The organism is Pseudoalteromonas sp. SR45-6 (genome assembly GCF_014163545.1).
Taxonomy (GTDB): domain Bacteria; phylum Pseudomonadota; class Gammaproteobacteria; order Enterobacterales; family Alteromonadaceae; genus Pseudoalteromonas; species Pseudoalteromonas rhizosphaerae.
In genome coordinates this window covers 20545-47168 of record NZ_JACJDM010000016.1, presented here as the reverse complement: position 1 = coordinate 47168, position 26624 = coordinate 20545, and the positions used below count along the sequence as shown (strand labels likewise).

Genomic DNA, 26624 nt, shown 5'->3' with positions numbered 1-26624 from the left:
CAAGCGAATGATTTACCTTTTGTAAATGGGCAAGTCCAGTGGGTTTAAACCGGATCCCACAAAAAACGGAGTCAGCAGTAAACGTTATTTTTGCTGACTGTGTTGATATGGTTTGCATGAAATAGGGGAATTTAATGGTTTTCCAGCTAAATTAAGACGCCCAGATAGCAAAAATATAACGCCTTTTGCGCCATCGCAGGGGAGCCAACTCTCCCCTGAAGATTGGGCGCTTGCAAACCAAACTGCTTGTACATAATCAGCGATATCGCCCGTTGGGCTGTAAATAGTTTATCGTTCATTAAACTCGACTGTCGGTTTAAACATTTTCACCATACGATTCCAGCTATTTATAGCATTAATTGCTACGGTGAGGGTAACTAAACTTGGTTGATCAAATAATGCTGAAAGTGTTTGGTAAAAGTCATCATCAATGTTCTGTGACAAAGTCAACTTCTCGCAAAGCGCTAATGCAGCACGTTCTTTATCGTTATAAAGTGGCGTGTCTTGCCACGCATTGAGGGCAATAATGCGGTTAATGCTCTCGCCATACTCCAGTGCTTGTTTGCTATGCATGGCTAAACAATACGCGCATTGGTTTAACTGTGACGCTCTTAGTTTTAGCAGCTCCCAAATTGTCACTCCAAAGGTAGCCTCGACTTTCTGTTTGATCAGTGCTTCTTGATCAATCAAGTAGGTCATTAACTCGGGTTCGATATTAACGTAATTCGCTCTTTTCATAATAGTTCCAAATCGATAAATAACTATTAGCTAGTTTATTGACGGATAAATAAAAAGAATTGTAAAAAAACGACTTTTTGATTTGTTTCTAGTGTAGTCGTACCTCGCTAAAGACTTGTCATACTATTACACAATAATAAAACGGTATAAGTCGCTGATATATTAATTTACACCCTAAAATTAGCGAATTTCAATACTAATTTGGCTCTTAAGCTTTAAAAATCTCACGTCGATAATGACTGTGGTTTACTTTTATTTAACAATTAGCTTTATTTGTAATATAAATAATCCTAATATAAGTGCGCAAACGATAATTATTAACTGTTTGTACCTAAGTGCAGGATTTGCATTTTACACAACACCATTCAAGGAATGGCATAAATTGGAGCAAAAGAATGAGCGTTATGACAACACTGATACAACGGCAAAAGACTTTGTTTTTACTTCTGTTATCTACTTGTAGCTTTGCTACATTGGCAGAAAATTGTACAACTATGCCCACCTCAGGTGGGATTTACTCTGTAATTAACCGTGGCTCTAGCTTGGCATTAGATGTAAATACGTCTGATACTAGTGGCGCACCGGATGTAATTAGCTATCAATATTGGGGTGGTGCAAACCAGAAGTTTGCTTTCACTAAAGGCAGTGATGGTTACTGGACTATTCGTTCGCAACATAATAACCAAGTACTTGATGTACTCAATTCGTCACAGTCTAATGGCGCTAATATTGTGGTGTATGACGATTGGCAAGGTGATAATCAGCGCTGGCAGCTGAAGGTGTCTTCATCGGGTGGCTTTAATATTGTTAATAAACTTACGCAAAAGTCATTAACTGTGGCGGGTTCGCAAAACGGTGCCAATGTGTATCAAAATGATGATGCGGGTGGCAGTTCACAGCGCTGGTATATCAACCCTGTTTCAGGTAGTTGTGGTAGCAGTAGTGGTGGCGGTCAAACAACAGCTGGTTTAATTGGTTTTGCAGCACAACCAGGTAATGATGGCCTTGCAACTACAACCGGCGGCGGTAATGTATCTCCTACTATTGTAACTAGCTGCAGTGCTTTAACAGCCGCATTAAACTCAACATCAACTGCGGTTATTCAAGTTCCTAACAATACAACGATTAACTGCCATACGGCAAACCGAACTGTTGCAGCATGTCCACTCGATTGTGGCACATGGGGCGATTACGGTAAAACCTGGTATCGCTTACCGGTTGGTAGTCAAAGCTGTAGTGAATTAGGTAGTAATTCAAATAATACAGTTAACGTTACACGTAATGACTCTCGTCTTCGTGTTCGCTCAAATAAAACCCTTGAAGGATTGGGGAGAAACTCAAAAATCATCGGCGCAAGCTTAGTGATCAGTAATGATCGTAATATCATCATACGTAATATTTTACTTGAAGATATTAACCCAGCATTAGTTGAAGCGGGGGATGCTATTTCTGTTGATGACAGTAGCCACATCTGGATTGATCATATGGCGTTTAATAAAATTAGTGACGGTTATATTGATATTGGCAATAGCCAAAATATCACTTTAAGCTGGAACCGCTTTTATGGTTATAATACGCAAGTGTGTGCTAACCAGCATTGGTATACGCATTTATTCAAAAACTCCCAAATAACGGCACATCATAACTTTTGGGATACAGCGGCAGGGCGCAACCCTAAAGTAGACGGCTACAATTCACGCGTTCATATGTTTAATAACTATTGGAAAAACATTACTTATTTTGCAATTAGTGCAGGTAATGGCGCTGAAGTATTAGTAGAAAACAATTACTTTGAAAACAGTGCAAAACCACATTGGAACCAAGGCTCAGGCTACTTTAGCGCGTCAGGAAATGTGTATACTGGTGTGTCAGCAACCGATCAATATCGCGACAATGGCGCTAACATCTTTAACGATATTCAGTTATACCCATACAGTTTAGACAATGCCAATAGCTTAGGCAGTCAAGTTGATGGCGGTACAGGGCCGCAGTAATACACCCAAACCACCTAAAAATGCAAAAAGCCCTCAATTTAGAGGGCTTCATCACATTGCTTGTATTACGCGTTAGATTTTACCATCAGGCACGATGCGGTAAATTCCCATACCATCAATACCCAGATATAAATCGCCATTAGGGTGGGTTGCAATACTGCGCACGCGGCCAGCACCTTCAAATAGCTTGCTGTGACCCGTTACTTTATTACCATCAAGTTCAACCAATACTAAGTGTGCAAACTTCATAGCGCCAACAAGCACATGACCTTGCCACTGCGGGTATTTGCTGCTTGTAACAAACTCCATCCCAGAAGGCGCGATAGAGGGCACCCACACCCAATCGGGTTGTTGCATACCTTCGCGGCTTGTTTCATCAGTAATTTTGGTACCAATGTAATTGATGCCGTGAGTTACTTCTGGCCAGCCGTAGTTAGCACCCGCTTTAATAATATTGATTTCATCACCACCGCGAGGACCGTGTTCATGACTCCAAATTGCCCCCGTTTCTGGATGCATAGCCATGCCTTGCGGGTTTCTATGGCCGTAAGAGTAAATGCTCTTACGTGCATTTGGCTGATTAACAAACGGGTTTGACTTAGGGATTGAGCCATCGCTATTAATACGGTGAATTTTTCCTGCATCATACTCTAAGCTTTGTGGGTGAACATCACGCGCGCCGCGATCACCAATCGAAAAGTACAAGTAACCGTCTTTATCAAATTCAATACGCGAGCCGTAATGTTTGCTGGTTGTGGTGTTTGGCGTGCCGTCGAACAGCAGCTGCGAGTCGACTAGTGCCATATCTTTTAAGCGCGCACGCATAATGGATGTATTGTAGCCTTCTTCATCGCCTTCATAACCTGAGTAAGAAAAGTAGATCCAGCCATTGTCTTTAAAGTTAGGATCAAGCTCGATATCTAATAAGCCGCCTTGACCTTCCGCATGCATGTTAGGCAGCCCTGCAATTTTTTGTTCTAGCAGTTTGCCATTACGAATTAGCCTAAGCTCACCAGCGCGGTCTGTTACTAATAAATCTTGCTCGTTAAGCCACGCCATTCCCCAAGGAATATTTACCCCTTGAGCAACTAATTCAAGCTGATACTTATCAGCGCTTTTAGCGACAGGGATTTCTTGTTCCGCTTGCTGCACACACGCCTGCAAGGTAGATAAACTGACCATAGCAATAGCTAAACTGGTGTAAAAAGACGTCTTCATGATGACTCCAATTTTTTAAACACGATGTAAATAGAGTAGCGTGTTAATAGTTTAATTGTTATTAACATTTACTAAAGTGCGATTAGTAACAGAAAAAATGAGATAGGAGGAAGTATAGAAGGGTTCAGTAAGTTGCTACTTATGCTTTGCGTTGTACTGGGGATGTATTGAAGTTAGAAATAGAATATATTAACAATTTTTACAATCGTATAGGGATTTACCGTGTCAGCTCAGAGCAACTTTCAAAACAATGTAATAGAAAAAATAACAAAACAAAATGCATTGGCAGCCGCATTAGGCACAGTCTTTTGGTGTATACCTATTTTAGTGCTGTGGGTCTTTATTTATGAATTAAAGCCAGCAGCAGGAGCTGTTATGCTATGGCTCAGCGGCGCGTTAATAGGTTTAGCTGTTAGATTTCATGGTCGTGGCTATGAACGATTATTCTCTGTAATAGGTTTTGTGTCTCATGCGTGTATTGTTTTACTCGCATGGGATTTTCAAATAGTGGTCGGCGGCAATGTGCTGTCCGTTATTTTGATTGGCGTTTATGTACTCGGCGCCTGGAGCGCTGCCTATCTATCGCGTATCAACATCTCAATGCATGACTATAAAGCATTTGATGCTTATTTTGCGTGCCCTGATTATATACAACAAAAAAAGTTAAAAAACAGGTGGTTTGTTGTTTTACCTTTGTTGCTAGTGCTGACTTTTGTGGTTGGTTATATTGTTGCCATTGCGGTGCTCATTTTTCAAGAGGTACAGTACATGGAAAATGAAAAAAATCAGCAAGCAGCGCGCGCAGCCGAGTTTCGCGATAAGCACATTAATACCAGTGATGAAGCGCTCGCTGCAATAAGCCAGCATAAAGCACTTACTTATGCTTTTGCTTACTATTCAGGTAGGCAGTTTGATGTTCAAGGGCGCTACTTAGGTAATTACCCGCAAGATAGCTATCAAGCGCAATTAATACTGCGTTATTTAGCAGAGCAAAAAAGCAACCCGCGCGCTCAATTTATACTAGGAAAAATACTCGATAGTAAAACCGGTGACGCACTTATCACGCAAGCAGAAGAGGGCGGCGATACCTTTGCAAGGCTTTACAGTATTTATGAATTTGGTTGTTATATGGACGCTAAAAAAGGCAGGCAGTTACTCACCAGCTTTGCTAAAAATATTGAAGAACAATCAGTAAAAATTGATATCTATGGCATGCTCAGCGATGATTTTAACGACCACTGCCAAGTGTTAGACGACACTGAATTTGATTATCGTTATATAAAAGATTACCAGTTTAAACAGTAGGTCGCCCTTTAGGGCGAAAAAGTGAATATCACCACCGAAAGCACAGAGGCGCTTCGCTACACAGAGCTTAAATATTGGTTGTAGGAGATGGCTTTAGCCACGAAGGGTTTAATACCAGTGATAAGTTCACCACCTTAGGCGCTAAGCTTGCTGGCGCGTGTAACTTTTGGTCATTGCTTGCTAACTTGTCGTTTTCAAACTCGCTAACTGTTTAAAGAAACCTTATTCAAGGTTCTTTGCCAGATTGCTGGCGGCAACCAAGATTCGGCTGCCGCTGACCCCTCTTTGGACTCTCTGTAGGAGCTGGCTTTAGCCGCGAATATTTTCCACCCGAGCATCACGCTTAATCCTTCAAATAAGTAATTGATGTGAACGTAAACGCCGTTTATTCGCCAACTTACACATCCTTGTACGCTCCCCAGTTCGGCCATCCATGGCCTCTCGTTCAAAGCTGCGCTTTTCACCCATGGCCTAGTTTCGCGTTATCGCGCATTGCCTACATGGATGTAGGTACTTAGGATTTGTCGGGAACAAAATCCTGCCATGCGCGATATTACTCATCAATTACTTATTTTCAGGGCGTGATGACGGGGGAAGGTTGTTAAACGTGAGATTAGAGTTTGCTCAAGGCAAGACAAAAGGTCTTCCTCAGTACATTTCTATGAGATCTATTGAAGAATTATATTTACCTGACTTTGTATGGCACTATATAAAAAATATATATTTAAGAGGGAATTTGATGGCCGATATAAATGGCTTTGATTGGAGCACACCGCCAAATCGTAAGATAGATGAGTACTTTTCCGCTGATAAGTTAGATAGAGCTAGATACGCAACATTTCTCACAAGATTATTAATTCAAGAAGGTTTTGACGAAAATAGGCCGCAAGAAGAGCAAAAGAGAAACTACGTAATAAACTTAAATGCCGAGTGGGGCGCAGGTAAAACATATTTTCTCAAGCGCTGGTCGCAGGAACTCAAAAACTTTCCGGTTGTTTATATCGATGCTTGGCAACAAGATTACTCAGACGATCCTTTTCTAACAGTTATTGCTGGCATTATTAAGCAGCTTAGTGCGCAGGCAAATTTCGCTATTACTATTCCGAATAAAGCTGCGTCGATATTTAAAGCGGTTGCACCCGCCATTGCACAGGGGTTAACGAAAAAAATAACTGGTATCGATTTAAATGAGTTAAATACATTATTATTTTCAGATGATGAAGGTGGAGAAACTGAGAATGTAGAATCTAGCAAACAAAATAGCTCAGCTTTTTCACCCGCAGTTAAAGCTCTTGCTCAGAACCTTATTAAAGAGCATGAAGCGAAAAGTAAAAGCATCGAGGTAATAAAGTCTAAGCTAGCAGATTGGGTCAGTAAATTTGAGCAGCAGGAAGGTAAAGAATTACCTATTTTTGTCTTTATCGATGAGTTAGATCGTTGTCGCCCAAGTTATGCTGTGGAAATGCTCGAAACTATAAAGCATATATTTGATGTTAAAGGTATCGTATTTGTTGTGGCAACAGATACTGAGCAACTCCAACATACAATTAAGTCAGTTTATGGAGAAGGGTTTGATGCTAAGGTATATTTAGGTCGATTTTTTAACAGCCGCTATAGTTTAAAACGACCTGCACTAAGTGATTTTTTAAATGTGCATGCTGACAGAACAAAGTTTGATCCAGAATATCTCAAGAGCAGAAATATTCAAATCTTGCCTCAGACTGAAAAAGCTGAAACTGCGTTCGCTAATATTTCAGTTGTATTAGATGCTTTTCAAGTATCTGCGAGAGCTGCGATTCAAATTACGGAGCGTATTACAGCAATTATTGCTAATTTACCAAGCGGCAAAAAAGTTGATATTCTTGTTTTAGCTACTTTGTTCTGTATCTATGAAAAAGATCATCCATTGTACGAAGAGATCATAAGTGGACGATTTAAACGAGAAGGGAAAAATGACAAAGGTGAGCCTAGAAAAATTAGTCTAAGTGAGTTCCTAGAGGGACAAATTTTAGATATTTATGCTTCTACTGAACTTTTATATTTTATAGACCCTGAAATTTACACTACTAGATTCTATATTAGCAATATGACCTATCAAAGAAATGATTACTGTAAGGGAAACTACCCAGTATTATTATCTGAGTTTATAGAAAAGATTTTTTGTAAAATTTTTAATGGCTTTGAAAGTGATTTTGACTTCTTATATGCGGGTTTTGAAGACAGAATTTCTGAATTAGAAAAAGCTGAAAGGGAATTAGCTAACATTCTTTCTGGAATTTCTCAAAAAGTAACAATCCCCTGGGTAAACTATATTTATATCAAAGACAAATATGATCAAATTACTAAAGAACATTATCGTGATTTTGTAGAGCTATCTTCGCCGTTAGATTATATGGGAGATAGTTAATAAGCATGATAATTGACAATCTCTGTGTAGCGCAGCGCCTCTGTGCCCTCAGTGGTAAAAATCACCCCCTACACATCTTTACCCCATCTCCCGCATGTTTAAGCGCTATGATCTGGCCTTGGCTGTTGTGGGCCATGGCGAGCATGTCGCCTTTCATTATATTGCTCTCTATAGCGTGTTTGGTTTTTAAGTTATTCAATAGCGAGTCTTTTATTTGAATGAGTACTTCGCTGTGGCAGCTGGCGATGTACCAGTCGTTATCCACTTTTACTAATTGCCCGTATTCTATATAGCGTTGTTGGTGTAGGCGCAGGTCGGCGGCGAGTTTGTCATCGAGTTGTTGTTTTTGGCGGGTTATCTCACTTGAATAACTGCCCGCATTATCTACTTGGTGTACTTCTATAAAGTGGTAACTGCTTTGCTGTACGGCAAAGGTGTTGTTAAGTGTGTGTTGTTGTTCTGTGTTGTTATCTGTGGTATTAAACACGGTAAAGCCCAGTACTACTAAAGCGCAGGCGAGGCCGGTCATTTGCAGGGGTAATAAAAATCGAGTCGGCTTTTTATTAGCTTTTTGATTCGGCATTTGCGTAAATAATGCCTGTTGTTCTGGCGTCAGTGTGTGGCGTTTTTTACGCTCACTAAAATGCTGGTTAAGTTGCTGCTCAAACTGTTCGTTATGCTTGTTCATGGTAGCCTCCTAATAATGTTTTTAAGTTTTGTTTTGCATAACGTAGCCGCGTTTTTACGGTTTCATGATTGCTTTGGGTGATCTGTTGTATGTCTTCAAGCGAAAAGCCTTCTTGCTGTAAGCTGAGCGCTTCGCGTTGTACAAAGCTTAGTTGCATTAAAGCGTGGTTAAAGACTTCGTAATCAAAGCTTTGCTGAGTATTAGGTGCTGCAATTGCAGTATCGTCTTCTAATTCTACAAAACGCTGTTGTTTGCGAAACTCATCGATTAACGCATTACGGGCAAGGCGGAACAACCAGGCTTTCGGGTTGTCTTGCGGTTGATAATAATGGCGTTTTTCCATCACTTTTAACCATGTTTGTTGGCTTATATCAAAGGCGAGTTGCTCATTACTTTGCGTGACTAAGTAATGATATAAATCGTTGCCAAACAAAGTAACGAGTTTAGTTAAGTGGCGATTGTCGCCACTTTTTGCGTAGTCAGCCAAGTAGTCGTTACTGGGCTGACTAATAAACCATGACTTTAAGCTTGTAAGCATAGGCACCCTTATCCGTTAATGAGCTTTTATTGCGTTTGGTCTAACTTAAAATCAAGTTGTACACTTTGCCCAGTTTGCATTTGTGCTACGCCATCAATCACTTTTGGGCGGTATTTCCAGCGTTTAATTGCCCGTAGTGCTTCACGGTCGAAAATGCGTTTTGGTTCTGCGTCAGTAACTTGTGCATCTATTACTTCACCGGTTTGAGATACATTAAAGCTTAATTGTACCCAGCCTTCAATGCCTTCTCGTGCGGCAATGGGCGGGTATTTAGGATTTATACGTACTATGGGGGTCGCATCACCGGTTGGTCGCTGTAAGTTAGCTTTTATATCGCCACCTATTTTATCAATACTTATATCTGGCGTTATTGCGGTTGTTACTATATTAGTATCAGTACTTGGCGGTGTACGCGGCGGCACTTTAGGCGGCGTTTGCATTTTAGGTGGCGGCGGCAAGGTTTGCTTGTGCTGCACTTTAGAATCTTCTGGTGCTTGGAATATTTCTACAATGATGCCGTCATCAATAAAGCTTGGCGCGCGTTGCTCGCCACTAATTAAGTACTGCATAAATGCAAATGCCGCAAAGGTCATGGCTGCACCGCCAACAATGGCCGTTGATGTTTTTAAAGCATGATTAGTGTGTGGTAAAGCTACTGTTTGCATAAGCAAATCCTCGATAAGTTAAGTGGTATTCATCACTAAAACGTGCGCTAGATTAAAAAGGGGTGAAATATTTTTAAAAAGTTTCGTGTTTGCTTATGGGCATTGGTTACAATGGCGGCTGTGAATTTTGGTTTTTATTTTATTAGGCAGTTATGCAACTTATTCAAATTGATAAAGCTCGTTATCGTAAGCATTTAAACCGCGTTATTATCGGCTGCGGCTTGGCGTTGGCTATTGGCAGTTTAGCAATCTCACAACTACTAATCGCGTTATTCCCTGATGAAAGTGGCAGTCATTTTCATTGGAATTTAATAGGTGTAGTTATTACTAGCCTAACAATTGGCTGGGCGCTGAATAAATACCGCACACATGAATATATGACCGAAGTGGTGTATGTGTGGGATCTCAAACAAGCATTGAATAAAATCACCCGAAAAATGGCAAAATTAAAAGCGGCGGGGCGAGAGGGAAATCCTCAAGCATTGTTAGCAATTCATTATAGTTATGCTGGCTCGCGGTTATTATGGCAACTAGACGATAACACTATCACCATGGATGAATTAGCTATTAAGCAAGCTGAGCTTGACAGTGTGGCGGCTAAGTTTAATGTGACGTTAAACGTTGATGATTATGATGATGTTATTTTGAAGCAATTTTAGTTGCCTTTTTGTTTCTAAAATGTGTAAAGTAGCGTTCGCTTTATAATAAAAAACTTAAAAGGAACTTTAATGACATTAAACAAGCTTTGCCTAGGTGCTTTGCTAACGATTTGTACTTTTTCATCTAATGCAAACGATGTTAATTTTTCAATCGGTGGCGGCTACCCTTACTTTGTTATACCAGAGGTATCATTATCAGCAGCACAAGGTACACAGCGCTGGTATGCTAACTATAAAATAGGCTTAGATGATGGTTTTTCTGTCGGGTTTGAACATGCGCTAACGAGCGATAAAAAGCATGCTTTAGGCTTAGTTGTTGGCGCCATTGGTGCACAAGATGATGGTCGTGAGTGTTCGGATACTGATGATAAAGACATTGGTGAGACATTTGGTAATATTTTTGGCTGTGCACTATCAGGTATGTTTGATACAGAAACGACCAACGGTGTAGGCGTGAGTTATAGTTACCTTTTTAGTGGTTTAAATGAAGGCGGTTGGCGCGTTCGTTTTGAATTAGGCTACGGTGAAGGCAGCAACAGTAATGAAAAACGCGCTGATGGTGGCGTGAGTATTAGTTACGAATTTTAATAATTGCATTAGCTTATATAGGCTTTAGTGATAAATTAAAGCCTACCTCTACCTTGTAATACATAGTGAGTCATCTGATGTAACTGGTTATTTAATTCCTCTTACTAGCACCGCAAATTCCAACCCTGCTTGGTAAATACTACCTGAAAATAGACAACCCACTTGATGGTCGAGCCAGACTTATACCTCTATGCAGCTGTGATTAGTTAGCTGTAAAATCACATTTCATTCAGTTAAATGTAAACGCAGTGGGTGGTGTTTACGTATCACGATGATCAATGCTTAATGATGTTAGATAGGAATCATATGAATAAAATTAACCACAGAAAACTATTAAACAGTAAATGGACGGCCGTTTCACCCGTCAATAAAGAAAAGCATTTTATGATTACCGATATGGAGTTTGATGAAGAGGGCGTTGTTATCAGCTGTGTTATTGAAGCGGTGATGTCAAAGCGTTCGATGGAAATAAATTGGCATGATTTAAAAGATCAACAGCGCTGGTTACAAGGTTGGAAGTAACCTTGGTATGCAGGTTTTAATTTTATTGGTATCTTATGAATGCATGTTGATGCTAGTGGATGAAATTTAATCATGAAAAAAATACTGATCGTTTGTTTAGGTAATATTTGCCGCTCACCGACTGCGGAGGCGGTGTTAAAGGCTAAAGCATTACAGCGTGGATCACAGTTTGAAATTGACTCAGCAGGTACCGCAGGCTACCACATTGGTAATCCTCCAGATAAACGCTCGCAAGCGGCGGCACTTAAACGTGGCTATAGCTTTGAGGGGATACGTTCACGACAAGTTAACGCTCATGACTTTGAGTACTTTGATTTGATCCTCGCTGCAGATAAAGCCAATTTAGCTGATCTAACTGCACTTTGTCCGGCGCATTTGCAGTATAAGCTGTCGTTATTTTTAGCTTATGGAACCTGCGTTGATGAGATCCCCGACCCTTATTATGGTGGCGAAAATGGTTTTGAACAGGTACTTGATTTAATCGAGGATGCCAGTGACAAAATACTCGATACCTTACAAAAATAGCCCAGTCATGCTGGGCTTAAAACGTGTTTATAAACAGTATTACAAACACTGATGTTATTAGTAATTACGTGTATTTACCTGCCAATTTTAAAGTCTAGCTGCACTTGAGCTTTTGCAACCACTGCTTTTCCGTCTTCAAACTTAGGGGCATAACGCCACTTTTCCATTGCTTTAATAGCTTCTTGTTCAAATGCTTCACCACCTTCAGATTTAATGATGGTGATATTTTTTACAAAGCCAGCGGTGTTAACGTCAAACTCCATTTGCACTGAACCATCTTGCCTAAACCTTGCTTTACTATCTGGGTAGTTAGGTTCTTGACGATAAAGTGGGGTTTGTTGCTGGTTTTCTTGCCACGGCACCATTTTAGCTATAGCTAAACAATGTTTGGTCGCTTCGTCACTTTTACCTGTTTTTTCATAAAGGTGAACTAATTTAGAGTGAGCGCTAAGCTCTGTTTCATGATCGAAGCTAAGCGCATCATCAAATACACTTACAACTCGATTTAAACGCTCAATCGCTTTAGAATATTGTCTTTTACCTTCTGCAAAAGCGGCAACTAAAAAGTCAGCTTTGATCCGCTCTACTGAGTTCTCAGGTAAGTTTTGGCTGTAAAACTCGTCTGCCTCAAGTAGGTAACGTTTGGCTTGGTTGTATTTCTTCCCTTGAAAGCCATACGCTAATCCTTGTGCAGCAGCCAGTTTCATATCTGCTACTAATTTTGGGACTTTTTGGACTGCAGCGATTTCAATAACTTGTTTGTATAGGGCGTCGGCTCTATTTACCGAATCAGTATTGGTTGCCATACCAAGCAATGCATCGATGAGTTCAATGCTACTTGTTGGATGATTAGCCGCTAAAATAGTGTAAGCCTGCTCAAACAAGGTAAAACGTTTTTGTTTGTTTTCTGCAGGGTATTGATGAAGCTCATTAGCATAGTTTATGGCTAAATTTGCAGTGTTATCTGATTTATCTCCATAGATTTGCTTACCTAGCAAATAGGCTTGTTCAGCTTTATCTTCTGCGCCTTTGCCTTGTTGCTGTGCATTAAGGTATTGCTGGTAAACTATTTTAAATTGACTATGTATAGATTCATCGGCGTGACTATAACCAGAATAGGTGATGGCAAGACAAAGTAGTAAAGAGGATGCTTTCATAATGTTCCTTATTATTATGTTTAATTAAATTCTACCAAATAGGTACAACTATGTCATTGATTTAGAGTATCGGGTAAGAATTTTGTTTTTGGTGGGGTGGAATTGTCGATTTAGCGCAGGGCAATGCTTGAATTGCGAGTAACTGCCTCAATATAGTTATTACTCATTGCGGTGTTGTATTATTTTCAATGCAGTTTATTTTTGTGATATTATCACGTTTGCATTATCGCATTACTTTTTAATTTTGGATTTGTCGTGGCGCAAGTAAGAGCTAGAGTCCAGCTAAATGTTGGCAAAAACAGTGATATACCCGCAGAAATCGTGTCATTTAGCGATTTAAAAGATGGCCAAGAGCATGTTGCTTTGGTGTTTAATCGTGCTGATAGCGAGCAGTCTGTGCCGCTTATTCGTATGCATTCTGAATGTTTAACCGGTGATGTATTTCATTCATCACGGTGTGATTGTGGTGAACAACTCAACGAATGTATTGAAATGATGCATCAACAAGGTGGTATTTTACTTTATTTACGCCAAGAAGGGCGTGGTATTGGTTTATACAATAAAATTGACGCCTATGTATTGCAATCACAAGGTATGAATACCTATGAAGCAAATAATCATTTGGGCTTTGCTGATGACTTACGTGACTTTTCTGACGCGGTATTAATGCTAGAAGCGATGGGGTTGGCTCACGTAAAGCTGATGACCAATAATCCTAAAAAGCTTAATGCCTTGAAAGATGCAGGTATTGAAGTTGAATCAGTGGTTGGCACGCATGCACACATTAAAGCTGGTTTAGCGGGCAATAAAGCATACCTAGAGACGAAAATTAAGCATGGTGCGCATATGTTAGATATAAAGAAGATTAAAAAACCGTAATTTTAAGCTGTCGTCTATGTAATCCCATCCAACGCCGAGTTATACTCGGCGTGTTTTGTTGTTAATTTAAGAGCAAGTATGTCAATTGAATTACGAGTATTTAAGGCCGATGCAGGGCTGAAATGGTTTAAAGCAGGCTGGCTTATTTTTAAAACTCAGCCTTTTACCTTTATTTTTATGCACTTATTTATAGGTATTATTGGTTTACTATCGCTATTTTTACCTTTTTTACAAATTATAGCAGCCATTGCCACGCCATTTTTAACTGCGGGGTTTTATCAAGCGGTGATCACCAAACAGCAAGGCGGCAAAATTATGTTGGCCGATATCCTAAAACCGTTTACCGCCAAAGGTAATCGCATGGGGCTGCTTCGTTTAGCGCTTTATCAAATGGCGGCCGGTGTATTGATGGCTTTGTTAGCTGCTGGCTTATTTGCTGAAGCTGTTGAGATTATGAGTAATCCGAATGTCGATCCTAACATTGCCTTGCAGCAAGTAATTGATAGCATCTCGATGGCAAATTTGGCGCTGTTTTTAATTGCGTTATCGGTGTATTTAACGGCTTTTTCTTATGCAGTGCCGTTGGTTTATTTTAATCAACAAAAACGTATTTTTGAGGTGCTAAAAAGCTCACTTATGGTGTTTTACCACAACATGGCACCATTGAGTGTATATGGGGCAATTACTGCAGGCTTGATGATGCTTTCAATGTTTTTATCATTCTTGCCGCTGTTGGTTTTAATGCCAATTTGCTACATTAGCTTTTTTGTTTCTTATCAAGCTATTTTTATGCCGATCGTACCGCCTGCAGAGGCAGAGCCTGTTGCGCCGCAGCATAATGATCAAAGCGGTCGTTTTGACGCATAATGGCTGAAGAAATGGATGAAGCATTACAAAAGAAGTTAAAAAATTATGTACTTTGGTTACTCGGGCGCCAAGAATATTCGCGTCGAGAGTTAACCCAAAAATTACAGCAAAAAGAGGCGACGCCTGAATTTATCGAAGCTTTATTAGATTGGTGTGAAGAGCACAATTTTATAAATGAGCAGCGTTATGTTGAAGGTTTTGTACGTCGCCACATTGCTAAAAAACATGGCTTAAAACGTATTCAAAGCGAAGCCATGGGCAAAAGGATTGACCGAGCACTGTTAGAAAGTGTGATTGAATCATTCGAAATTGATTGGTTTGGGTTAGCGCAGGATGCGTATTTAAAGAAGTATTCAAATTCACAGGACGACTTCGATCACAAAGAAAAAGCTAAGCGCGTGCGCTACTTAATGTATCGAGGGTTCAGTTACGAACAAATAGATTTTGCAATGCAAGCACAGTAAAAATGGGTGAGACGTTCACATGCAGCACATGACTACCGCACAGATCAGGCAACAGTTTTTAGATTTTTTTGCCTCTAAACAACACCAAATTGTTCCATCAAGCTCGCTTATTCCGGGTAACGATGCGACGTTATTATTTAATAACGCCGGCATGGTGCAATTTAAAGATGTATTTTTAGGCGCCGAAAGCCGCCCTTATAACCGCGCAACTAGCTCACAACGTTGTGTGCGTGCCGGTGGTAAGCATAATGATTTAGAAAATGTAGGCTACACAGCACGCCACCATACATTTTTCGAAATGTTAGGTAACTTCAGCTTTGGTGATTACTTTAAGCAAGACGCGATTAAGTTTGCGTGGGAGTTTTTGACTGACGTTGTAAAACTGCCGAAAGAAAAACTGCTCGTTACTATCTATCATGATGATGAAGAAGCATTTGGTTATTGGGCTAACGAAATTGGTTTGCCTGAAGATCGCATTATTCGTATTGCTACTTCAGATAATTTCTGGTCAATGGGTGATACTGGCCCGTGTGGTCCATGTTCTGAAATTTTTTATGATCATGGCGAACAGATTTGGGGCGGACCTCCTGGCTCACCTGAAGAAGATGGCGACCGTTTCATTGAAATTTGGAACCTGGTATTTATGCAGTATAACCGTCAAAGCGACGGTACGATGGAGCCGCTTCCTAAGCAGTCTGTTGATACAGGTATGGGTCTTGAGCGCATTGCTGCAATTTTACAAGGCGTGCATTCAAACTACGAAATCGATTTATTCCAAGGCTTAATTAAAGCTGCTGCAGAAGTTACCAATGCACAAGATATGGATGATAAATCACTGCGCGTAGTGGCGGATCATATTCGTTCATGTGCGTTTTTAATTTCTGATGGGGTTATGCCATCAAACGAAGGCCGTGGTTATGTACTGCGCCGTATCATTCGTCGTGCAGTTCGCCATGGTAACAAGCTTGGCGCACAAGGTTCGTTCTTCTATAAGTTAGTTGCTGCGCTAATCGAACAAATGGGTCAAGCGTATCCAGAGCTTGCAAAACAGCAAGAAATCATCGAAAAAGTACTGCGTATTGAAGAAGAGCAGTTTGGCAAAACTCTTGAGCGTGGTTTAGCTATTTTAGAAGAAAGCCTGACTGATTTAACTGGCGATGTGATCCCAGGTGAATTGGTATTCAAATTATATGACACCTATGGTTTCCCTGCCGATTTAACCGCAGATGTAGCGCGTGAGCGCTTTATGACGATTGATGAGCAAGGCTTCCAAGAGTGCATGGCTGTACAGCGTAAAACTGCACAACAAGCTGGTAAATTTGGTGCTGACTATAACCAGCAATTAAAGTCTGACAAACACACTGACTTTAAAGGCTATGACGCAACGCACTATAGTGGCACTGTGATTGAAATGTTCGCGCAAGGTGAAGCTGTATCAGTACTTGAAGATGGCCAACAAGGCATTGTGGTACTAGATCGCACACCGTTTTACGCTGAATCTGGTGGCCAAGTTGGCGACACCGGCACATTAACGGTAGCTGGCGGTGAGTTTACAGTAACTAATACTACTAAACTTGGTAATGCATTCGCGCATCACGGAACAGTGATGGGGCGTATTGGTGTGAATGATAAAGTTGACGCTAACATTGATGATAAGCGCCGTGATCGTGTTAAAAAGAATCATACAGCGACGCATATTTTACATGAAGCACTACGTCAGTTATTGGGCGATCATGTGTCGCAAAAAGGTTCGCTCGTAGACCCTGAACGTTTACGTTTTGACTTCTCGCATTTTGAAGCAGTCACGAAAGCTGAACTACGTGAAATTGAGCGAGTTGTGAATGACGAGATCCGTCGTAACTTTGCACTAAATACTGAGCTGATGGCAATCGATGCCGCCAAAGAAAAAGGCGCAATGGCGTTATTTGGTGAGAAGTACGATGATGAAGTTCGCGTAGTGACTATTGGTGATTACTCTATAGAACTGTGTGGTGGTACTCACGTAAATCGTGCTGGTGATATCGGTTTATTCAAAATAGTTTCTGAGAGCGGTATTGCTGCCGGTGTGCGCCGTATTGAAGCGGTAACAGGTGCTGATGCAATTGCTTATGTAAGTGAGCAAGAGCAACACCTAAACGACGTAGCGGCTCTTGTTAAAGGCGACAGCGCATCAGTACTTGAAAAAGTAACTGCCTTGCTTGAAAAGTCGAAAGGGCTTGAAAAACAAATAGCACAGCTAAGCGACAAGCTAGCCAGTGCTGCGGGTGCATCATTAATTGATTCAATTGTTGAAATTAACGGTGTTAAATTACTTGTGGCAAACGTTGAAGGCACTGAATCAAAAGCCTTACGCGGCATGGTTGATGACCTTAAAAACAAGATTGGCTCAGGTGTTATTGCACTTGGTGTTGCTGATGGCGACAAAGTAAGCTTAATTGCTGGTGTGACTAAAGACTTAACTGGCAAAGTGAAAGCCGGTGAGCTGGTAAATCACATGGCATCACAAGTTGGTGGTAAAGGCGGCGGTCGTCCTGATATGGCGCAAGCTGGTGGCTCTGAGCCGCAAAACTTAACTGCAGCACTTGATAGCGTAACCGCTTGGTTAACTGAGCGTACTTAATAGCTCAGTACGTAAAGTTGATTTAACACTTTAGGAGGCTCAATTGAGTCTCTTAAGGTGTTTACTCTAAATCTGCTTTAACAGCTAAGCCACGTCCTAAATTTATAGCTAAAACGGCATACCTTACTAAATACACACTACCGCATTTTTTATTGCCACTGGATTTACCTTAATTACGAAAAAACTCGGAACTATCCCCATAAACTCTCCACAGCGATGATAAAACTAATTTTTATTGAAACTTTTTCTCGATAACTGCGTCCAAATAGTTAAGATTAATCATAACTTTGAAAAAATAGGCTATGCTTATATCGACTACCGTTATAGTGCACAGAAAAGATTTTAGTAACTACTTGAAGTATTAAATGACAGCCACCATTATATTAACAGTAAAGAAATTTCTGTTGGTTGCTCAGTTACTAAAGTCGCCATTGAGGCAGTGACTATGAAATCATATCCTAGTGTAGTAAGTTTGTTTTTATAGATTAACGTAAACACGTATCAAGATCTGATATTAAAATATTAGTTTGAATAGATGAAACATACTTAGAATTGGCAATAGGCGCATTATAAAGAGTTTTTTTAACAGAAAATGAATCGATTTAGAGTTTTTACTTACTATTAAGGCTTATTTTCTTTAATATACAGACGCGGAATCTTTTAATTTATTGGAATACGGGAGCAAGAGAATGCTAATACTAACTCGTCGAGTAGGTGAAACCCTAATGATTGGTGACGAAGTAACTGTCACTGTACTAGGTGTTAAAGGAAATCAAGTACGTATTGGTGTTAATGCACCTAAAGACGTTTCGGTACACCGTGAAGAAATTTACATGCGTATTCAAGCTGAAAAGTCTAACCCGAATCCGGGCAATGCTTAATCAATTTAATTGATATGAAAGAGCCACTATTTAGTGGCTCTTTTTTTTATGTATTCAATAATCTCATCACTCAGTACGCTGTTTGAAACGTACTGCATGCCGCGACGACTTTTTAAAATAATACCGCGAACAGTAAAAATTACTTCATCAATATCTTGCCATGCTAGCTGATAGCTTTTATGTGGGTTTTCGCTTTTAAAACCGCTTTCATCAATAGTTAACGTTGCCTCAGAGCCTGATGCTCGACTAAGCATTTGCCGCGTTACCCACCAAGGCCTGCGATAATAAAAAGCAACACATTCAAGTACTGCGGCCATGATCAAGAAATTTCCTAAATAGTGTTTTTCTAACCAATAAATAGCTGTAAGTCCTAAACTAACCAATAATACTAAAAAAACATATTTCGGCTTTGCTTGTGCGCTGTAAGGCAGAGACTCATCAAAACATTCGTAAAAGTAGGGTTTATCTAATGTATAAGTGGTGCTAAATGACATGATTAATAAATTCAGGATTACTGTGCGGTTATTTTAGCAAGCTTAGTCGCAAAAAGCCGTTCTTTTAACTGTTCATTTGTTTGTTACTATGAGAGCTTAAGATCTATTTGCGTGATAGGGGATGGTGATGTTTAGTTTAATTGGTTTGACTTGGGCGCTGTCCAGTAATGCGTTTTTGGTGATGGGGGATATGCCATATACTCCAATTGATGAAATGAATTTAGCGCCAATAGGAGCTTTGGGTAAAAAAATAAAAACGACTGAGCATGCTTTTTTGATCCATGTTGGCGATATGAAATCCGGTTCTGAGCCTTGCACCAATGAGTTGCTTGAGAAGCATAAACAGTTACTTACCTCTTTAACTACGCAGCCATTTATTTACACCCCCGGTGACAATGAATGGACTGATTGCGACCGCAAAAATTTAACTCCTCGTTATGATGAATTAGAGCGCTTGGTATTTTTAAAAACCTTGATGTTTGATGATAAATACCTTGAAAAAGCCAATACCTTAGTTGATTTTCAGCAACAGCCTAGCATGCACGAAAATGCGCGTTGGCGGTTCGCTGATGTAGAGTTTATAACGCTGCATATTGCAGGCACCCACAATGGCCGTCGAGAGGTGCTAAAAAGTGATAAACAACTTGCTTATCAACAAGCTGATACAAGAGACGGCAACAACCTTAACTGGTTAGCGCAAGCAAACTCAGCAGCCAAAGGTTATGTGATTGCTTTTCAGGCGGATATTTACACCCATCAAACAGCACAACCAGCATGCAGTAAAACTCAGCCAGAACAGTGTGATGGTTTTAAAGTGTATCGCGATGCTTTGGCGGAATTTGTAAACACAGTAAAAAAGCCGGTATTAGTGATCCACGGTGATACAGGCCCTTATTGTCAGCAACCATTATCACAAAATTTAACGCGACTTAATGTACCCGGTGATTTTATGTTTAGTGACATTGCCAAAGTAAGTCTGGTGCAACAAGATACAGATGTAACTTGGCAGATCAGTAGCTTAAAAAGTGGTAAATCACTTAAGCGGATCTGCCGTTAATGTTCGGCTAAGCCGGCATCGGTCATCAGGTTTTCAAGTTCGTCTTGCAGCTCAAAAAGCTCAGGCTCAATATAACTTAAATCACAATCGCCTTTTAACGCGGTTTCCAGTGCTTCAGCGAGTGCCTTGAGCTTGGGTACGCCAGTGTAACAACAAGCACCGTGAAATTTATGAATAATACTTAGCACATGTTCGCAATCTTGGCTGGCGGTTGCTTCTTCAAGTAGTCGCAGGGTTTCTGGCACACTGAGTAACAACATATTAAGCATTTCAAGCGCCAGTTCGTTTTTACCGCCGGCACGTTGCAGTGCTAATGGCCAATCCAGTGAAGAGCTTACAAAAGGAGGCTCAATAGCAACTAGCTCATTGCGGCTTTTGTCTCGTCGCAGCGGTGATTGTGGACTATGATCACTGATAATTTGTTTCAGCATATCTTCATCAATAGGTTTAGTTAAATACCCTTTAAAGCCATCGGTAATAAGTTGCTCTTTCTCGCCTGCTAAGGCGTGTGCTGTGACTGCAATAATAGGGGTATCTTCGTTTAAGGATGATTCTAGGATCAGTTTACAGGCGGTAATACCGTCCATAATTGGCATTTGAATATCCATAAAAATAATGTCGTATTTATGGCTTTTGCTCAAACTATAGGCTTGTGAGCCATTATGAGCGGTATCGATAGTTTCAATTTGCTCTTCTAATAAAGTACAAAGTAACTTTAAATTGGCATCATTATCATCAACGACTAATACTTTTAGCGGTAATAACTTTTCGTCATTTTCTTCAATATTGTGTACGGGATGATCGAGTCGATAAGGTGCTGCAAGCACTTCACAGAGCTTGCGGTGGTTCAGCGGTTTACTTAAACACGCATCTGCACCACAGCCAATATATGCTTCGCGCATATTATGCGATACCGAATTAAGCATTAAATACAGGTAGTCAGTCGATTCACGGACTGCTTTGATATAGCTTTTTAAGCGTTGCATTTCGTCAACTGCGGCAACATGACCAATAATACAAATATCGTAATTAAACTCTTTGTTTAACTCTTGTAAAAAGGTTTCTTGGTCAAAGCACGCAGTAACCCTTGTTTGCCACTCGGTGAGTAAAGAGAGCACCGCATTATGGGTATGTTCATGCGGTTCTAGGTATAAAATACGTTTATTTGCAAGAGATCTACTTGGTAAGTCGCTGTTATAAATATGGCTTGGAAGCCTAAATACACCATTAAAAGTAAAGCAGGTGCCGTTACCAGGTGCTGAGTTTAAGGTAATGCGGCCACCCATGGTTTCAACTATGTGCTTGGTAATAATTAAGCCAAGGCCTGTGCCACCAAATTTACGGGTAATGCTTGAATCAGCTTGGCCAAAAGGAGTGAACAAGGCATCTTGTTTATCCATTGGAATGCCAACGCCTGTATCGGTTACCGACACTAATACTGAGGTCCGTTCTTCATCAAGTAAACGATGGCCAACATCAATTTTAATTGAGCCTTTTTCAGTAAACTTAATTGCATTACTAATCAAGTTGATCAGAATTTGTTTAAAGCGGGTCGGATCACCAGTAATGTTATCAGGCACCAGTGAGTTGATATAAATCGATAGCTCTAATTGTTTTTCATGCGCACTGGGGGCCAGTAGCGTAAGTACTTCGTTTATTGTGTCACGTAGTTGAAATTGAATGGACTCAAGTTCCATGGCGCCTGCTTCAAGCTTCGAAAAATCTAAAATATCGCTGATGATAGTCATTAAACTATTGGCTGAGAGTTCGATGGTATCGAGGTAATCTTTTTGATGTTTATTAAGCGGTGTTTTATGTAATTGACGAGTAAAGCCAATTACACCATTGAGTGGTGTGCGCAGTTCGTGACTCATTTTCGCTAAAAAGTCCGATTTTACGCGGTTGGCGTCTTGGGCATCGGTTTTAGCAATACTGAGCTGAATATTCTGTGTTTCGTATAATTCTAACGACTCGCGCAAGTCACTGGTCGCCTGATCGATGTGCTTTTGCATTTCATCTTTTTGCATCACCATAGTATCAGAAATGGTGTTTAGCCCTTGGCGTAATAATTCAAACTCGCCCATCATCGGAGCGGTTAGGCCGGTTTCTCTTTTCCCTTCGATTAATTTGTCGGTAGCCAGTACTAACTTATTTAATGGGGTCATAAACATATGGCTAAGCCTGATGGCTAAAATAGCCGCCAACACTAAGGCTAAAATAATGACAATACCGCTGACTAATAATGCCTGTTGCTGACCAATAATCGCTTGGTCTTTGTTGAGCTGAATAACCACAGTGCCAAGGGATGTTTGAAACGTTGCATTATTCCACTGTGCGTCTGGCGTTGAGTGGTTGATGATCGGCGTAAAAAATGTAATTAGGTGGTCGCTGGGCACTACTTTGGTGTTTTTTCCTGCTTGCAAGTACTCACTGTGCAGTAGATCATCAAAGTCACGGTGATAGTTACTGGTTAATACCAGTTCATTATGCTCGTCAAAAATGGCGATGGTTTTAATTGCTGGTGAGTGTTTATTATGCGCATGGCTGATCAAACGGTTTAGTAGCTGTTTATTTTTTGCTAATAATGGCTGCTCAATGGCAATCGACAGTGGCTCTGAGATAGTCGCACCTTGCTGATATAAAATTTCATCAAGCTCAATGTAACGATTTATTGTAAAATAGCCGCCAAGTAGTAATCCGATAATCACTGTGGGAATAAGTGTTAGCGTTAAAACTGAGTCGCGCAAACCAAGTTTAGTCATAAGTGAACGTTGTTATCATTATTAGTTAGTTAAAGAGTATATACTTATAAGCTAGTAATCAATCACCCTCGTAGAATCAATATTTAAGGTGTTGCCCGATGGCGCAGTTTTTCCAAGCAAAAAAGAAAACCCTTTCTGGGCAGTCGTTAACTTTAGCCATTTCAGGAATGGATCATCAAGGTCGGGGGATTGCCAAGCATAATAATAAAGTGTGCTTTGTTAGCGGTGCACTGACAGGTGAAACGGTTAAGGCCAAACTAACCGAAGATAAAGCTCGTTATAGCGCGGCTAAAACGATAAAAGTTGAGCAGGCCAGTGAAGCACGGGTTAAACCGTTTTGCGAACATTATCAACAATGTGGTGGTTGCCAATTACAGCATTTGCGACTTGATCAACAATTAGTTGAAAAGCAAGTGGCGGTTAGCCAGCTGTTTTCAAAGTTTGCCAAGCTTGATGCAATGAACTGGCAAGCGCCGTTATTGAGCGAGCCGACGCACTACCGTCGCAGTGCGCGGTTAGCGGTGATGTTTGATAAAACCGCAAAAAAAATGCGGGTTGGTTATCGCGCGCAAGGTTCTAAACAAATTGTCAGTGTGCAGCAGTGTGCAGTACTGAGTGACGATTTTGCCGCAATTTTTACTGTTTTTGATCAGCTATTAAACCAATATGGCGAACTTCGCAGTGTTAGCCATATACAATTATGCCAAGCAGATGAGCAAAATTTTGTGGTGATCCGCCACACTAAAAGCATCAGTGATAAGCTAAAAGCAACTGTTGAGCAGCAGGGGCTTGACCATCAGTGGCAAATAATATGGCAAGGAGATACTCAGCAAATTAATCACAGCCATTTACCTATGCCGTTTTATAGCTTACCTGAACTTGGACTAAAATTTACGTTTGGGCTGGAAAACTTTATTCAAGTCAATGCGCAGGTAAATCAAGCTATGCTTTCTCAAGCGGTTGACTGGCTGAATTTAAAAGGGGACGAACAGGTACTAGACCTATTTTGTGGGATTGGTAACTTCGCTTTAGCGCTGGCAAACAACGCAAAAAGTGTAATTGGTGTTGAAGGAGTGGCTTCTGCGGTTGCAATGGCGGCGCAAAATGCGCAAACTAACCATATAGCCAATGCTCATTTTCATTGTTTTGATTTAACACAAACAATGCAGCAAGCTCCGTGGTTTAGTAAAGAGTTGAATGTATTAGTACTGGACCCTTCACGTATCGGTGCCTTAGCTATTTTAGAGCAACTGCCTCTGAAGCAATTTAAAACGATTTTATATGTATCTTGCGACCCTGTTACTTTAGCCCGTGACAGCGCAATTATTACGCAAGCTGCATTTTCACTTGAAAAAATAGGGCTAATGAATATGTTTCCACACACGGGGCATATCGAAACGATGGCGTTATTTCAACGGAGGTAGAGCGCATTATGGTAGCTACTCGGCAATCACACCAACACGACAAACCGGGTGATTTTAGCACACGACTTGGTTTACTTAACTTAACGCAAGAAAAGCGCGAACTATTAAGTAAAGCGAATACCCTTTGCGCTGAACTGCATAATCATCAGCAACAAAATATTGCCATGGAAATGGTCGAAATTTTGGTGGAAATGAATCTCGATGCAGACACCCTCGCTACCGCATATATTACGCCGAGTTTTTTGGCTAATCTAATCGACATCGATACAGTAAGCGATGTGATGGGGAGCCATGTGGCAACTCTGCTAACGGGTGTTGCACAAATGGCTACTATTAGCACTTTGGCTCATCAAGGTACTGGCACCGTTCAAGTTGATAATATACGCCGTATGTTATTGGCGATGGTTGAAGATGTGCGCGCTGTGGTTATTAAACTTGCTGAGCAGGTATGTCATTTACGAGAGGTTAAAAACGCCAACGAAGAAGAGCGGGTGATTGCTGCAAAAGAAACCGCTGATATCTTTGCGCCACTTGCTAACCGGTTAGGGATTGGGCAATTAAAGTGGGAGCTGGAAGATCTATCGTTTCGCTATTTGCACCCTGATGTGTATAAAAATATTGCCAAGCAATTGGATGATAAGCGCCTAGGTCGCGAAGCTTATATGGTAGACATGGTTGAGCAAGTTAAAACTAAACTGGCTCAAGCAGGTATTAAAGGCGAGGTATATGGTCGGCCAAAACATATCTACAGTATTTACAAAAAAATGGCGCAAAAGAATTACGAGTTTGACCAGTTATTTGATATTCGCGCCATGCGTATTGTGGTGGATGAATTGCAAGATTGTTACGGTGCGCTGGGGATCGTGCACACCAATTGGCGTCATCTAAATAAAGAATTTGATGATTATATTGCCACCCCTAAACAAAATGGTTATCAATCCATTCATACTGTGGTGTTTGGCCCCGAGGGCAAAACGGTTGAAATTCAAATTCGTACCCACGCGATGCACCAAGATGCTGAGCTCGGAGTCGCTGCGCACTGGATGTATAAAGAAGGGGCGTTACCTGGGCGTGGTTCTGGGTATGAGCAAAAAATTAGCTGGTTGCGTAAATTATTGCAATGGCAAGAAGAAGTGGTTGATGGCAGCGATTTAGCCGAAGAGCTAAAAAATCAAGTGGTCGAAGATCGGGTGTATATTTTTACCCCCCGTGGCGATATTTTTGATTTACCGCTGGGCGCAACACCACTGGATTTTGCTTATTATATTCACTCAAATGTCGGTCATCGTTGTATTGGTGCAAAAGTATTTGGCAAAATTGTGCCTTTTACCCATCAATTACACACCGGCGATCAGGTTGAAATTTTAACCCAAAAACAACCGAATCCTAGCCGCGATTGGTTAAATCCATCACTGGGATATATTAAATCATCCCGCGCGAGAGCGAAAATACACCACTGGTTTAAACAACTCGATCGCGATAAAAATCTCAGTGCTGGTAAAGAAATTCTAGATAACGAATTGCAAAAGCTCGATCTGACCTACAAAAACTTAGAGCCGGCTATTACTCGCTATAACTTTAAAGAGTTAGATGACTTAATGGTTGCGATTGGCGCCGGCGATGTGCGTTTAAATCAGTTGCTGAATTTTATCACTGATCGCTCTGATGACGAGCCCGTCATCCGCTTTAAGAACCCGACTAAAATCAGCGGTGATAAAAATGGTATCGTGGTTGATGGGGTTGGTAGTTTAATGAGCCATGTGGCTAAATGTTGCCGCCCAGTTCCTGGTGAGTCAATAATCGGTTATATCACGCAAGGGCGTGGCATAGGTGTGCATAGGACTGATTGTGATTCTTTTAATAATCTAAGAACACAACATCCTGAGCGTGTTATTGCGGTTAGTTGGTCAGACGAAATTAACGGCTCTTATGCTCTGTGTATTAAAATTGAAGCAAGTGACAGAGCTGGGCTTATACGTGATATTAGTTCGGTACTGGCCAATGAAAAAGTTAATGTGCTGAATATGAATATGGAAACCGTGGACGACCGCCAATTAGCGTTGTTTACCATGCAAGTGGAAGTACATGATTTATCAAGTACCAATCGATTACTATCAAAATTAGATCAAATCGAAGGCGTGCATGAAGCAAAACGTAGTCACTAGGAATGTA

At 40.7% G+C, this 26624-nt stretch carries 24 protein-coding genes; 16 read left to right on the top strand and 8 right to left on the bottom strand.

The genetic code is table 11. The features are described 5' to 3' along the window. Positions 1 to 288: 288 nt before the first annotated feature. Positions 289 to 738: a carboxymuconolactone decarboxylase family protein gene (locus H5158_RS09400; RefSeq protein WP_145240875.1), complete on the bottom strand. Its 450-nt coding sequence runs from the start codon at positions 736 to 738 to the stop codon at positions 289 to 291. Between the two features lie 404 nt (positions 739 to 1142). On the opposite strand from H5158_RS09400, the gene H5158_RS09395 reads away from it, so the two are divergent. Next, the gene (locus H5158_RS09395; RefSeq protein WP_259399433.1) at positions 1143 to 2732 is read left to right on the top strand and encodes an RICIN domain-containing protein; all 1590 of its coding nucleotides are present in this window, start codon (positions 1143 to 1145) and stop codon (positions 2730 to 2732) included. Between the two features lie 72 nt (positions 2733 to 2804). Here the strand turns inward: H5158_RS09395 and H5158_RS09390 are convergent, their stop codons facing one another. Beyond that, complete coding sequence (locus H5158_RS09390) at positions 2805 to 3950, bottom strand: PQQ-dependent sugar dehydrogenase (RefSeq protein ID WP_182739902.1); 1146 nt, start codon at positions 3948 to 3950, stop codon at positions 2805 to 2807. A 222-nt stretch (positions 3951 to 4172) separates the two neighbouring features. On the opposite strand from H5158_RS09390, the gene H5158_RS09385 reads away from it, so the two are divergent. The 3 genes from H5158_RS09385 to H5158_RS09375 all read left to right on the top strand — a co-directional run bounded on the left by H5158_RS09385 (position 4173) and on the right by H5158_RS09375 (position 7662). Then, the gene (locus H5158_RS09385) at positions 4173 to 5255 is read left to right on the top strand and encodes a hypothetical protein (protein ID WP_182739901.1); all 1083 of its coding nucleotides are present in this window, start codon (positions 4173 to 4175) and stop codon (positions 5253 to 5255) included. A 74-nt stretch (positions 5256 to 5329) separates the two neighbouring features. Continuing rightward, positions 5330 to 5470, top strand: a complete 141-nt coding sequence (locus H5158_RS09380) for a hypothetical protein (RefSeq protein WP_182739900.1) — start codon at positions 5330 to 5332, stop codon at positions 5468 to 5470. 392 nt (positions 5471 to 5862) lie between these two features. Beyond that, positions 5863 to 7662, top strand: a complete 1800-nt coding sequence (locus H5158_RS09375; protein ID WP_310736697.1) for a P-loop NTPase fold protein — start codon at positions 5863 to 5865, stop codon at positions 7660 to 7662. 61 nt (positions 7663 to 7723) lie between these two features. Here H5158_RS09375 and H5158_RS09370 read toward each other — a convergent pair whose 3' ends face one another. The 3 genes from H5158_RS09370 to H5158_RS09360 are packed head-to-tail and all read right to left on the bottom strand — an operon-like array spanning position 7724 to position 9553. Beyond that, on the bottom strand, positions 7724 to 8350 hold the full coding sequence (locus H5158_RS09370; protein ID WP_182739899.1) for a hypothetical protein: 627 nt from the start codon (positions 8348 to 8350) through the stop codon (positions 7724 to 7726). Further along, positions 8337 to 8888 carry an RNA polymerase sigma factor gene (locus H5158_RS09365; protein WP_182739898.1) on the bottom strand — a complete coding sequence of 184 codons (552 nt, stop codon included), beginning with the start codon at positions 8886 to 8888 and terminating at the stop codon, positions 8337 to 8339. Before H5158_RS09365 ends, H5158_RS09370 begins: the two co-directional genes overlap by 14 nt. A 26-nt stretch (positions 8889 to 8914) precedes the next feature. Beyond that, positions 8915 to 9553 carry an energy transducer TonB gene (locus H5158_RS09360; RefSeq protein WP_145240888.1) on the bottom strand — a complete coding sequence of 213 codons (639 nt, stop codon included), beginning with the start codon at positions 9551 to 9553 and terminating at the stop codon, positions 8915 to 8917. Positions 9554 to 9705: 152 nt separating this feature from the next. Between H5158_RS09360 and H5158_RS09355 the strand changes: the two genes are divergently transcribed. The 4 genes from H5158_RS09355 (at position 9706) to H5158_RS09340 (ending at position 11847) form a co-directional block, all read left to right on the top strand. Then, positions 9706 to 10212, top strand: a complete 507-nt coding sequence (locus H5158_RS09355; RefSeq protein ID WP_182739897.1) for a DUF3087 domain-containing protein — start codon at positions 9706 to 9708, stop codon at positions 10210 to 10212. Between the two features lie 69 nt (positions 10213 to 10281). Further along, complete coding sequence (locus H5158_RS09350; protein ID WP_182718024.1) at positions 10282 to 10800, top strand: hypothetical protein; 519 nt, start codon at positions 10282 to 10284, stop codon at positions 10798 to 10800. 306 nt (positions 10801 to 11106) lie between these two features. Further along, positions 11107 to 11322: a TIGR02450 family Trp-rich protein gene (locus H5158_RS09345; RefSeq protein WP_149981694.1), complete on the top strand. Its 216-nt coding sequence runs from the start codon at positions 11107 to 11109 to the stop codon at positions 11320 to 11322. A 72-nt stretch (positions 11323 to 11394) separates the two neighbouring features. After that, on the top strand, positions 11395 to 11847 hold the full coding sequence (locus tag H5158_RS09340) for a low molecular weight protein-tyrosine-phosphatase (RefSeq protein ID WP_145240896.1): 453 nt from the start codon (positions 11395 to 11397) through the stop codon (positions 11845 to 11847). 74 nt (positions 11848 to 11921) lie between these two features. Here H5158_RS09340 and H5158_RS09335 read toward each other — a convergent pair whose 3' ends face one another. Continuing rightward, entirely contained in the window at positions 11922 to 13004 is a 1083-nt protein-coding gene (locus H5158_RS09335; protein ID WP_182739896.1) for an energy transducer TonB, read from the bottom strand. A gap of 255 nt (positions 13005 to 13259) precedes the next feature. Here H5158_RS09335 and ribA point away from each other — a divergent pair, with 255 nt between their 5' ends. The 5 genes from ribA (at position 13260) to csrA (ending at position 18715) form a co-directional block, all read left to right on the top strand. Continuing rightward, a complete protein-coding gene (ribA, locus tag H5158_RS09330) occupies positions 13260 to 13883 on the top strand; it encodes a GTP cyclohydrolase II (RefSeq protein WP_145240900.1) in 624 nt (207 codons plus the stop codon). Between the two features lie 78 nt (positions 13884 to 13961). Continuing rightward, positions 13962 to 14750 (top strand): BPSS1780 family membrane protein, encoded by a 789-nt coding sequence (locus tag H5158_RS09325; RefSeq protein WP_149981689.1) that lies wholly within the window; start codon positions 13962 to 13964, stop codon positions 14748 to 14750. Between the two features lie 11 nt (positions 14751 to 14761). Next, entirely contained in the window at positions 14762 to 15214 is a 453-nt protein-coding gene (locus H5158_RS09320) for a regulatory protein RecX (protein ID WP_182718042.1), read from the top strand. 19 nt (positions 15215 to 15233) lie between these two features. After that, a complete protein-coding gene (alaS, locus tag H5158_RS09315; RefSeq protein WP_145240904.1) occupies positions 15234 to 17834 on the top strand; it encodes an alanine--tRNA ligase in 2601 nt (866 codons plus the stop codon). Positions 17835 to 18523: 689 nt separating this feature from the next. Beyond that, on the top strand, positions 18524 to 18715 hold the full coding sequence (gene csrA / locus H5158_RS09310; RefSeq protein ID WP_004587515.1) for a carbon storage regulator CsrA: 192 nt from the start codon (positions 18524 to 18526) through the stop codon (positions 18713 to 18715). Between the two features lie 26 nt (positions 18716 to 18741). Here csrA and H5158_RS09305 read toward each other — a convergent pair whose 3' ends face one another. Further along, positions 18742 to 19209 carry a YcxB family protein gene (locus tag H5158_RS09305; RefSeq protein WP_145240906.1) on the bottom strand — a complete coding sequence of 156 codons (468 nt, stop codon included), beginning with the start codon at positions 19207 to 19209 and terminating at the stop codon, positions 18742 to 18744. A gap of 127 nt (positions 19210 to 19336) precedes the next feature. On the opposite strand from H5158_RS09305, the gene H5158_RS09300 reads away from it, so the two are divergent. Next, on the top strand, positions 19337 to 20266 hold the full coding sequence (locus H5158_RS09300) for a hypothetical protein (RefSeq protein ID WP_182718026.1): 930 nt from the start codon (positions 19337 to 19339) through the stop codon (positions 20264 to 20266). Here H5158_RS09300 and barA read toward each other — a convergent pair. Further along, entirely contained in the window at positions 20263 to 23028 is a 2766-nt protein-coding gene (barA, locus tag H5158_RS09295) for a two-component sensor histidine kinase BarA (protein WP_149981683.1), read from the bottom strand. The genes H5158_RS09300 and barA overlap by 4 nt on opposite strands. A 98-nt stretch (positions 23029 to 23126) precedes the next feature. Here barA and rlmD point away from each other — a divergent pair, with 98 nt between their 5' ends. Both rlmD and relA read left to right on the top strand, forming a co-directional pair. Further along, the gene (rlmD, locus tag H5158_RS09290) at positions 23127 to 24452 is read left to right on the top strand and encodes a 23S rRNA (uracil(1939)-C(5))-methyltransferase RlmD (protein WP_182739895.1); all 1326 of its coding nucleotides are present in this window, start codon (positions 23127 to 23129) and stop codon (positions 24450 to 24452) included. Between the two features lie 8 nt (positions 24453 to 24460). Beyond that, positions 24461 to 26617 (top strand): GTP diphosphokinase, encoded by a 2157-nt coding sequence (relA, locus tag H5158_RS09285; RefSeq protein WP_145240914.1) that lies wholly within the window; start codon positions 24461 to 24463, stop codon positions 26615 to 26617. The last annotated feature ends 7 nt before the right edge of the window (positions 26618 to 26624 follow it).

Excerpts from the sequence above, each read along its gene's own strand:
- H5158_RS09400 (WP_145240875.1), bottom strand. The coding sequence starts at position 738 with ATGAAAAGAGCGAATTACGTTAATATCGAACCCGAGTTAATGACCTAC.
- H5158_RS09395 (WP_259399433.1), top strand. The coding sequence starts at position 1,143 with ATGACAACACTGATACAACGGCAAAAGACTTTGTTTTTACTTCTGTTA.
- H5158_RS09390 (WP_182739902.1), bottom strand. The coding sequence starts at position 3,950 with ATGAAGACGTCTTTTTACACCAGTTTAGCTATTGCTATGGTCAGTTTA.
- H5158_RS09370 (WP_182739899.1), bottom strand. The coding sequence starts at position 8,350 with ATGAACAAGCATAACGAACAGTTTGAGCAGCAACTTAACCAGCATTTT.
- H5158_RS09365 (WP_182739898.1), bottom strand. The coding sequence starts at position 8,888 with ATGCTTACAAGCTTAAAGTCATGGTTTATTAGTCAGCCCAGTAACGAC.
- H5158_RS09360 (WP_145240888.1), bottom strand. The coding sequence starts at position 9,553 with ATGCAAACAGTAGCTTTACCACACACTAATCATGCTTTAAAAACATCA.
- H5158_RS09355 (WP_182739897.1), top strand. The coding sequence starts at position 9,706 with ATGCAACTTATTCAAATTGATAAAGCTCGTTATCGTAAGCATTTAAAC.
- H5158_RS09350 (WP_182718024.1), top strand. The coding sequence starts at position 10,282 with ATGACATTAAACAAGCTTTGCCTAGGTGCTTTGCTAACGATTTGTACT.
- H5158_RS09345 (WP_149981694.1), top strand. The coding sequence starts at position 11,107 with ATGAATAAAATTAACCACAGAAAACTATTAAACAGTAAATGGACGGCC.
- H5158_RS09340 (WP_145240896.1), top strand. The coding sequence starts at position 11,395 with ATGAAAAAAATACTGATCGTTTGTTTAGGTAATATTTGCCGCTCACCG.
- H5158_RS09335 (WP_182739896.1), bottom strand. The coding sequence starts at position 13,004 with ATGAAAGCATCCTCTTTACTACTTTGTCTTGCCATCACCTATTCTGGT.
- H5158_RS09325 (WP_149981689.1), top strand. The coding sequence starts at position 13,962 with ATGTCAATTGAATTACGAGTATTTAAGGCCGATGCAGGGCTGAAATGG.
- H5158_RS09320 (WP_182718042.1), top strand. The coding sequence starts at position 14,762 with ATGGATGAAGCATTACAAAAGAAGTTAAAAAATTATGTACTTTGGTTA.
- alaS (WP_145240904.1), top strand. The coding sequence starts at position 15,234 with ATGCAGCACATGACTACCGCACAGATCAGGCAACAGTTTTTAGATTTT.
- csrA (WP_004587515.1), top strand. The coding sequence starts at position 18,524 with ATGCTAATACTAACTCGTCGAGTAGGTGAAACCCTAATGATTGGTGAC.
- H5158_RS09305 (WP_145240906.1), bottom strand. The coding sequence starts at position 19,209 with ATGTCATTTAGCACCACTTATACATTAGATAAACCCTACTTTTACGAA.
- H5158_RS09300 (WP_182718026.1), top strand. The coding sequence starts at position 19,337 with ATGTTTAGTTTAATTGGTTTGACTTGGGCGCTGTCCAGTAATGCGTTT.
- barA (WP_149981683.1), bottom strand. The coding sequence starts at position 23,028 with ATGACTAAACTTGGTTTGCGCGACTCAGTTTTAACGCTAACACTTATT.
- rlmD (WP_182739895.1), top strand. The coding sequence starts at position 23,127 with ATGGCGCAGTTTTTCCAAGCAAAAAAGAAAACCCTTTCTGGGCAGTCG.
- relA (WP_145240914.1), top strand. The coding sequence starts at position 24,461 with ATGGTAGCTACTCGGCAATCACACCAACACGACAAACCGGGTGATTTT.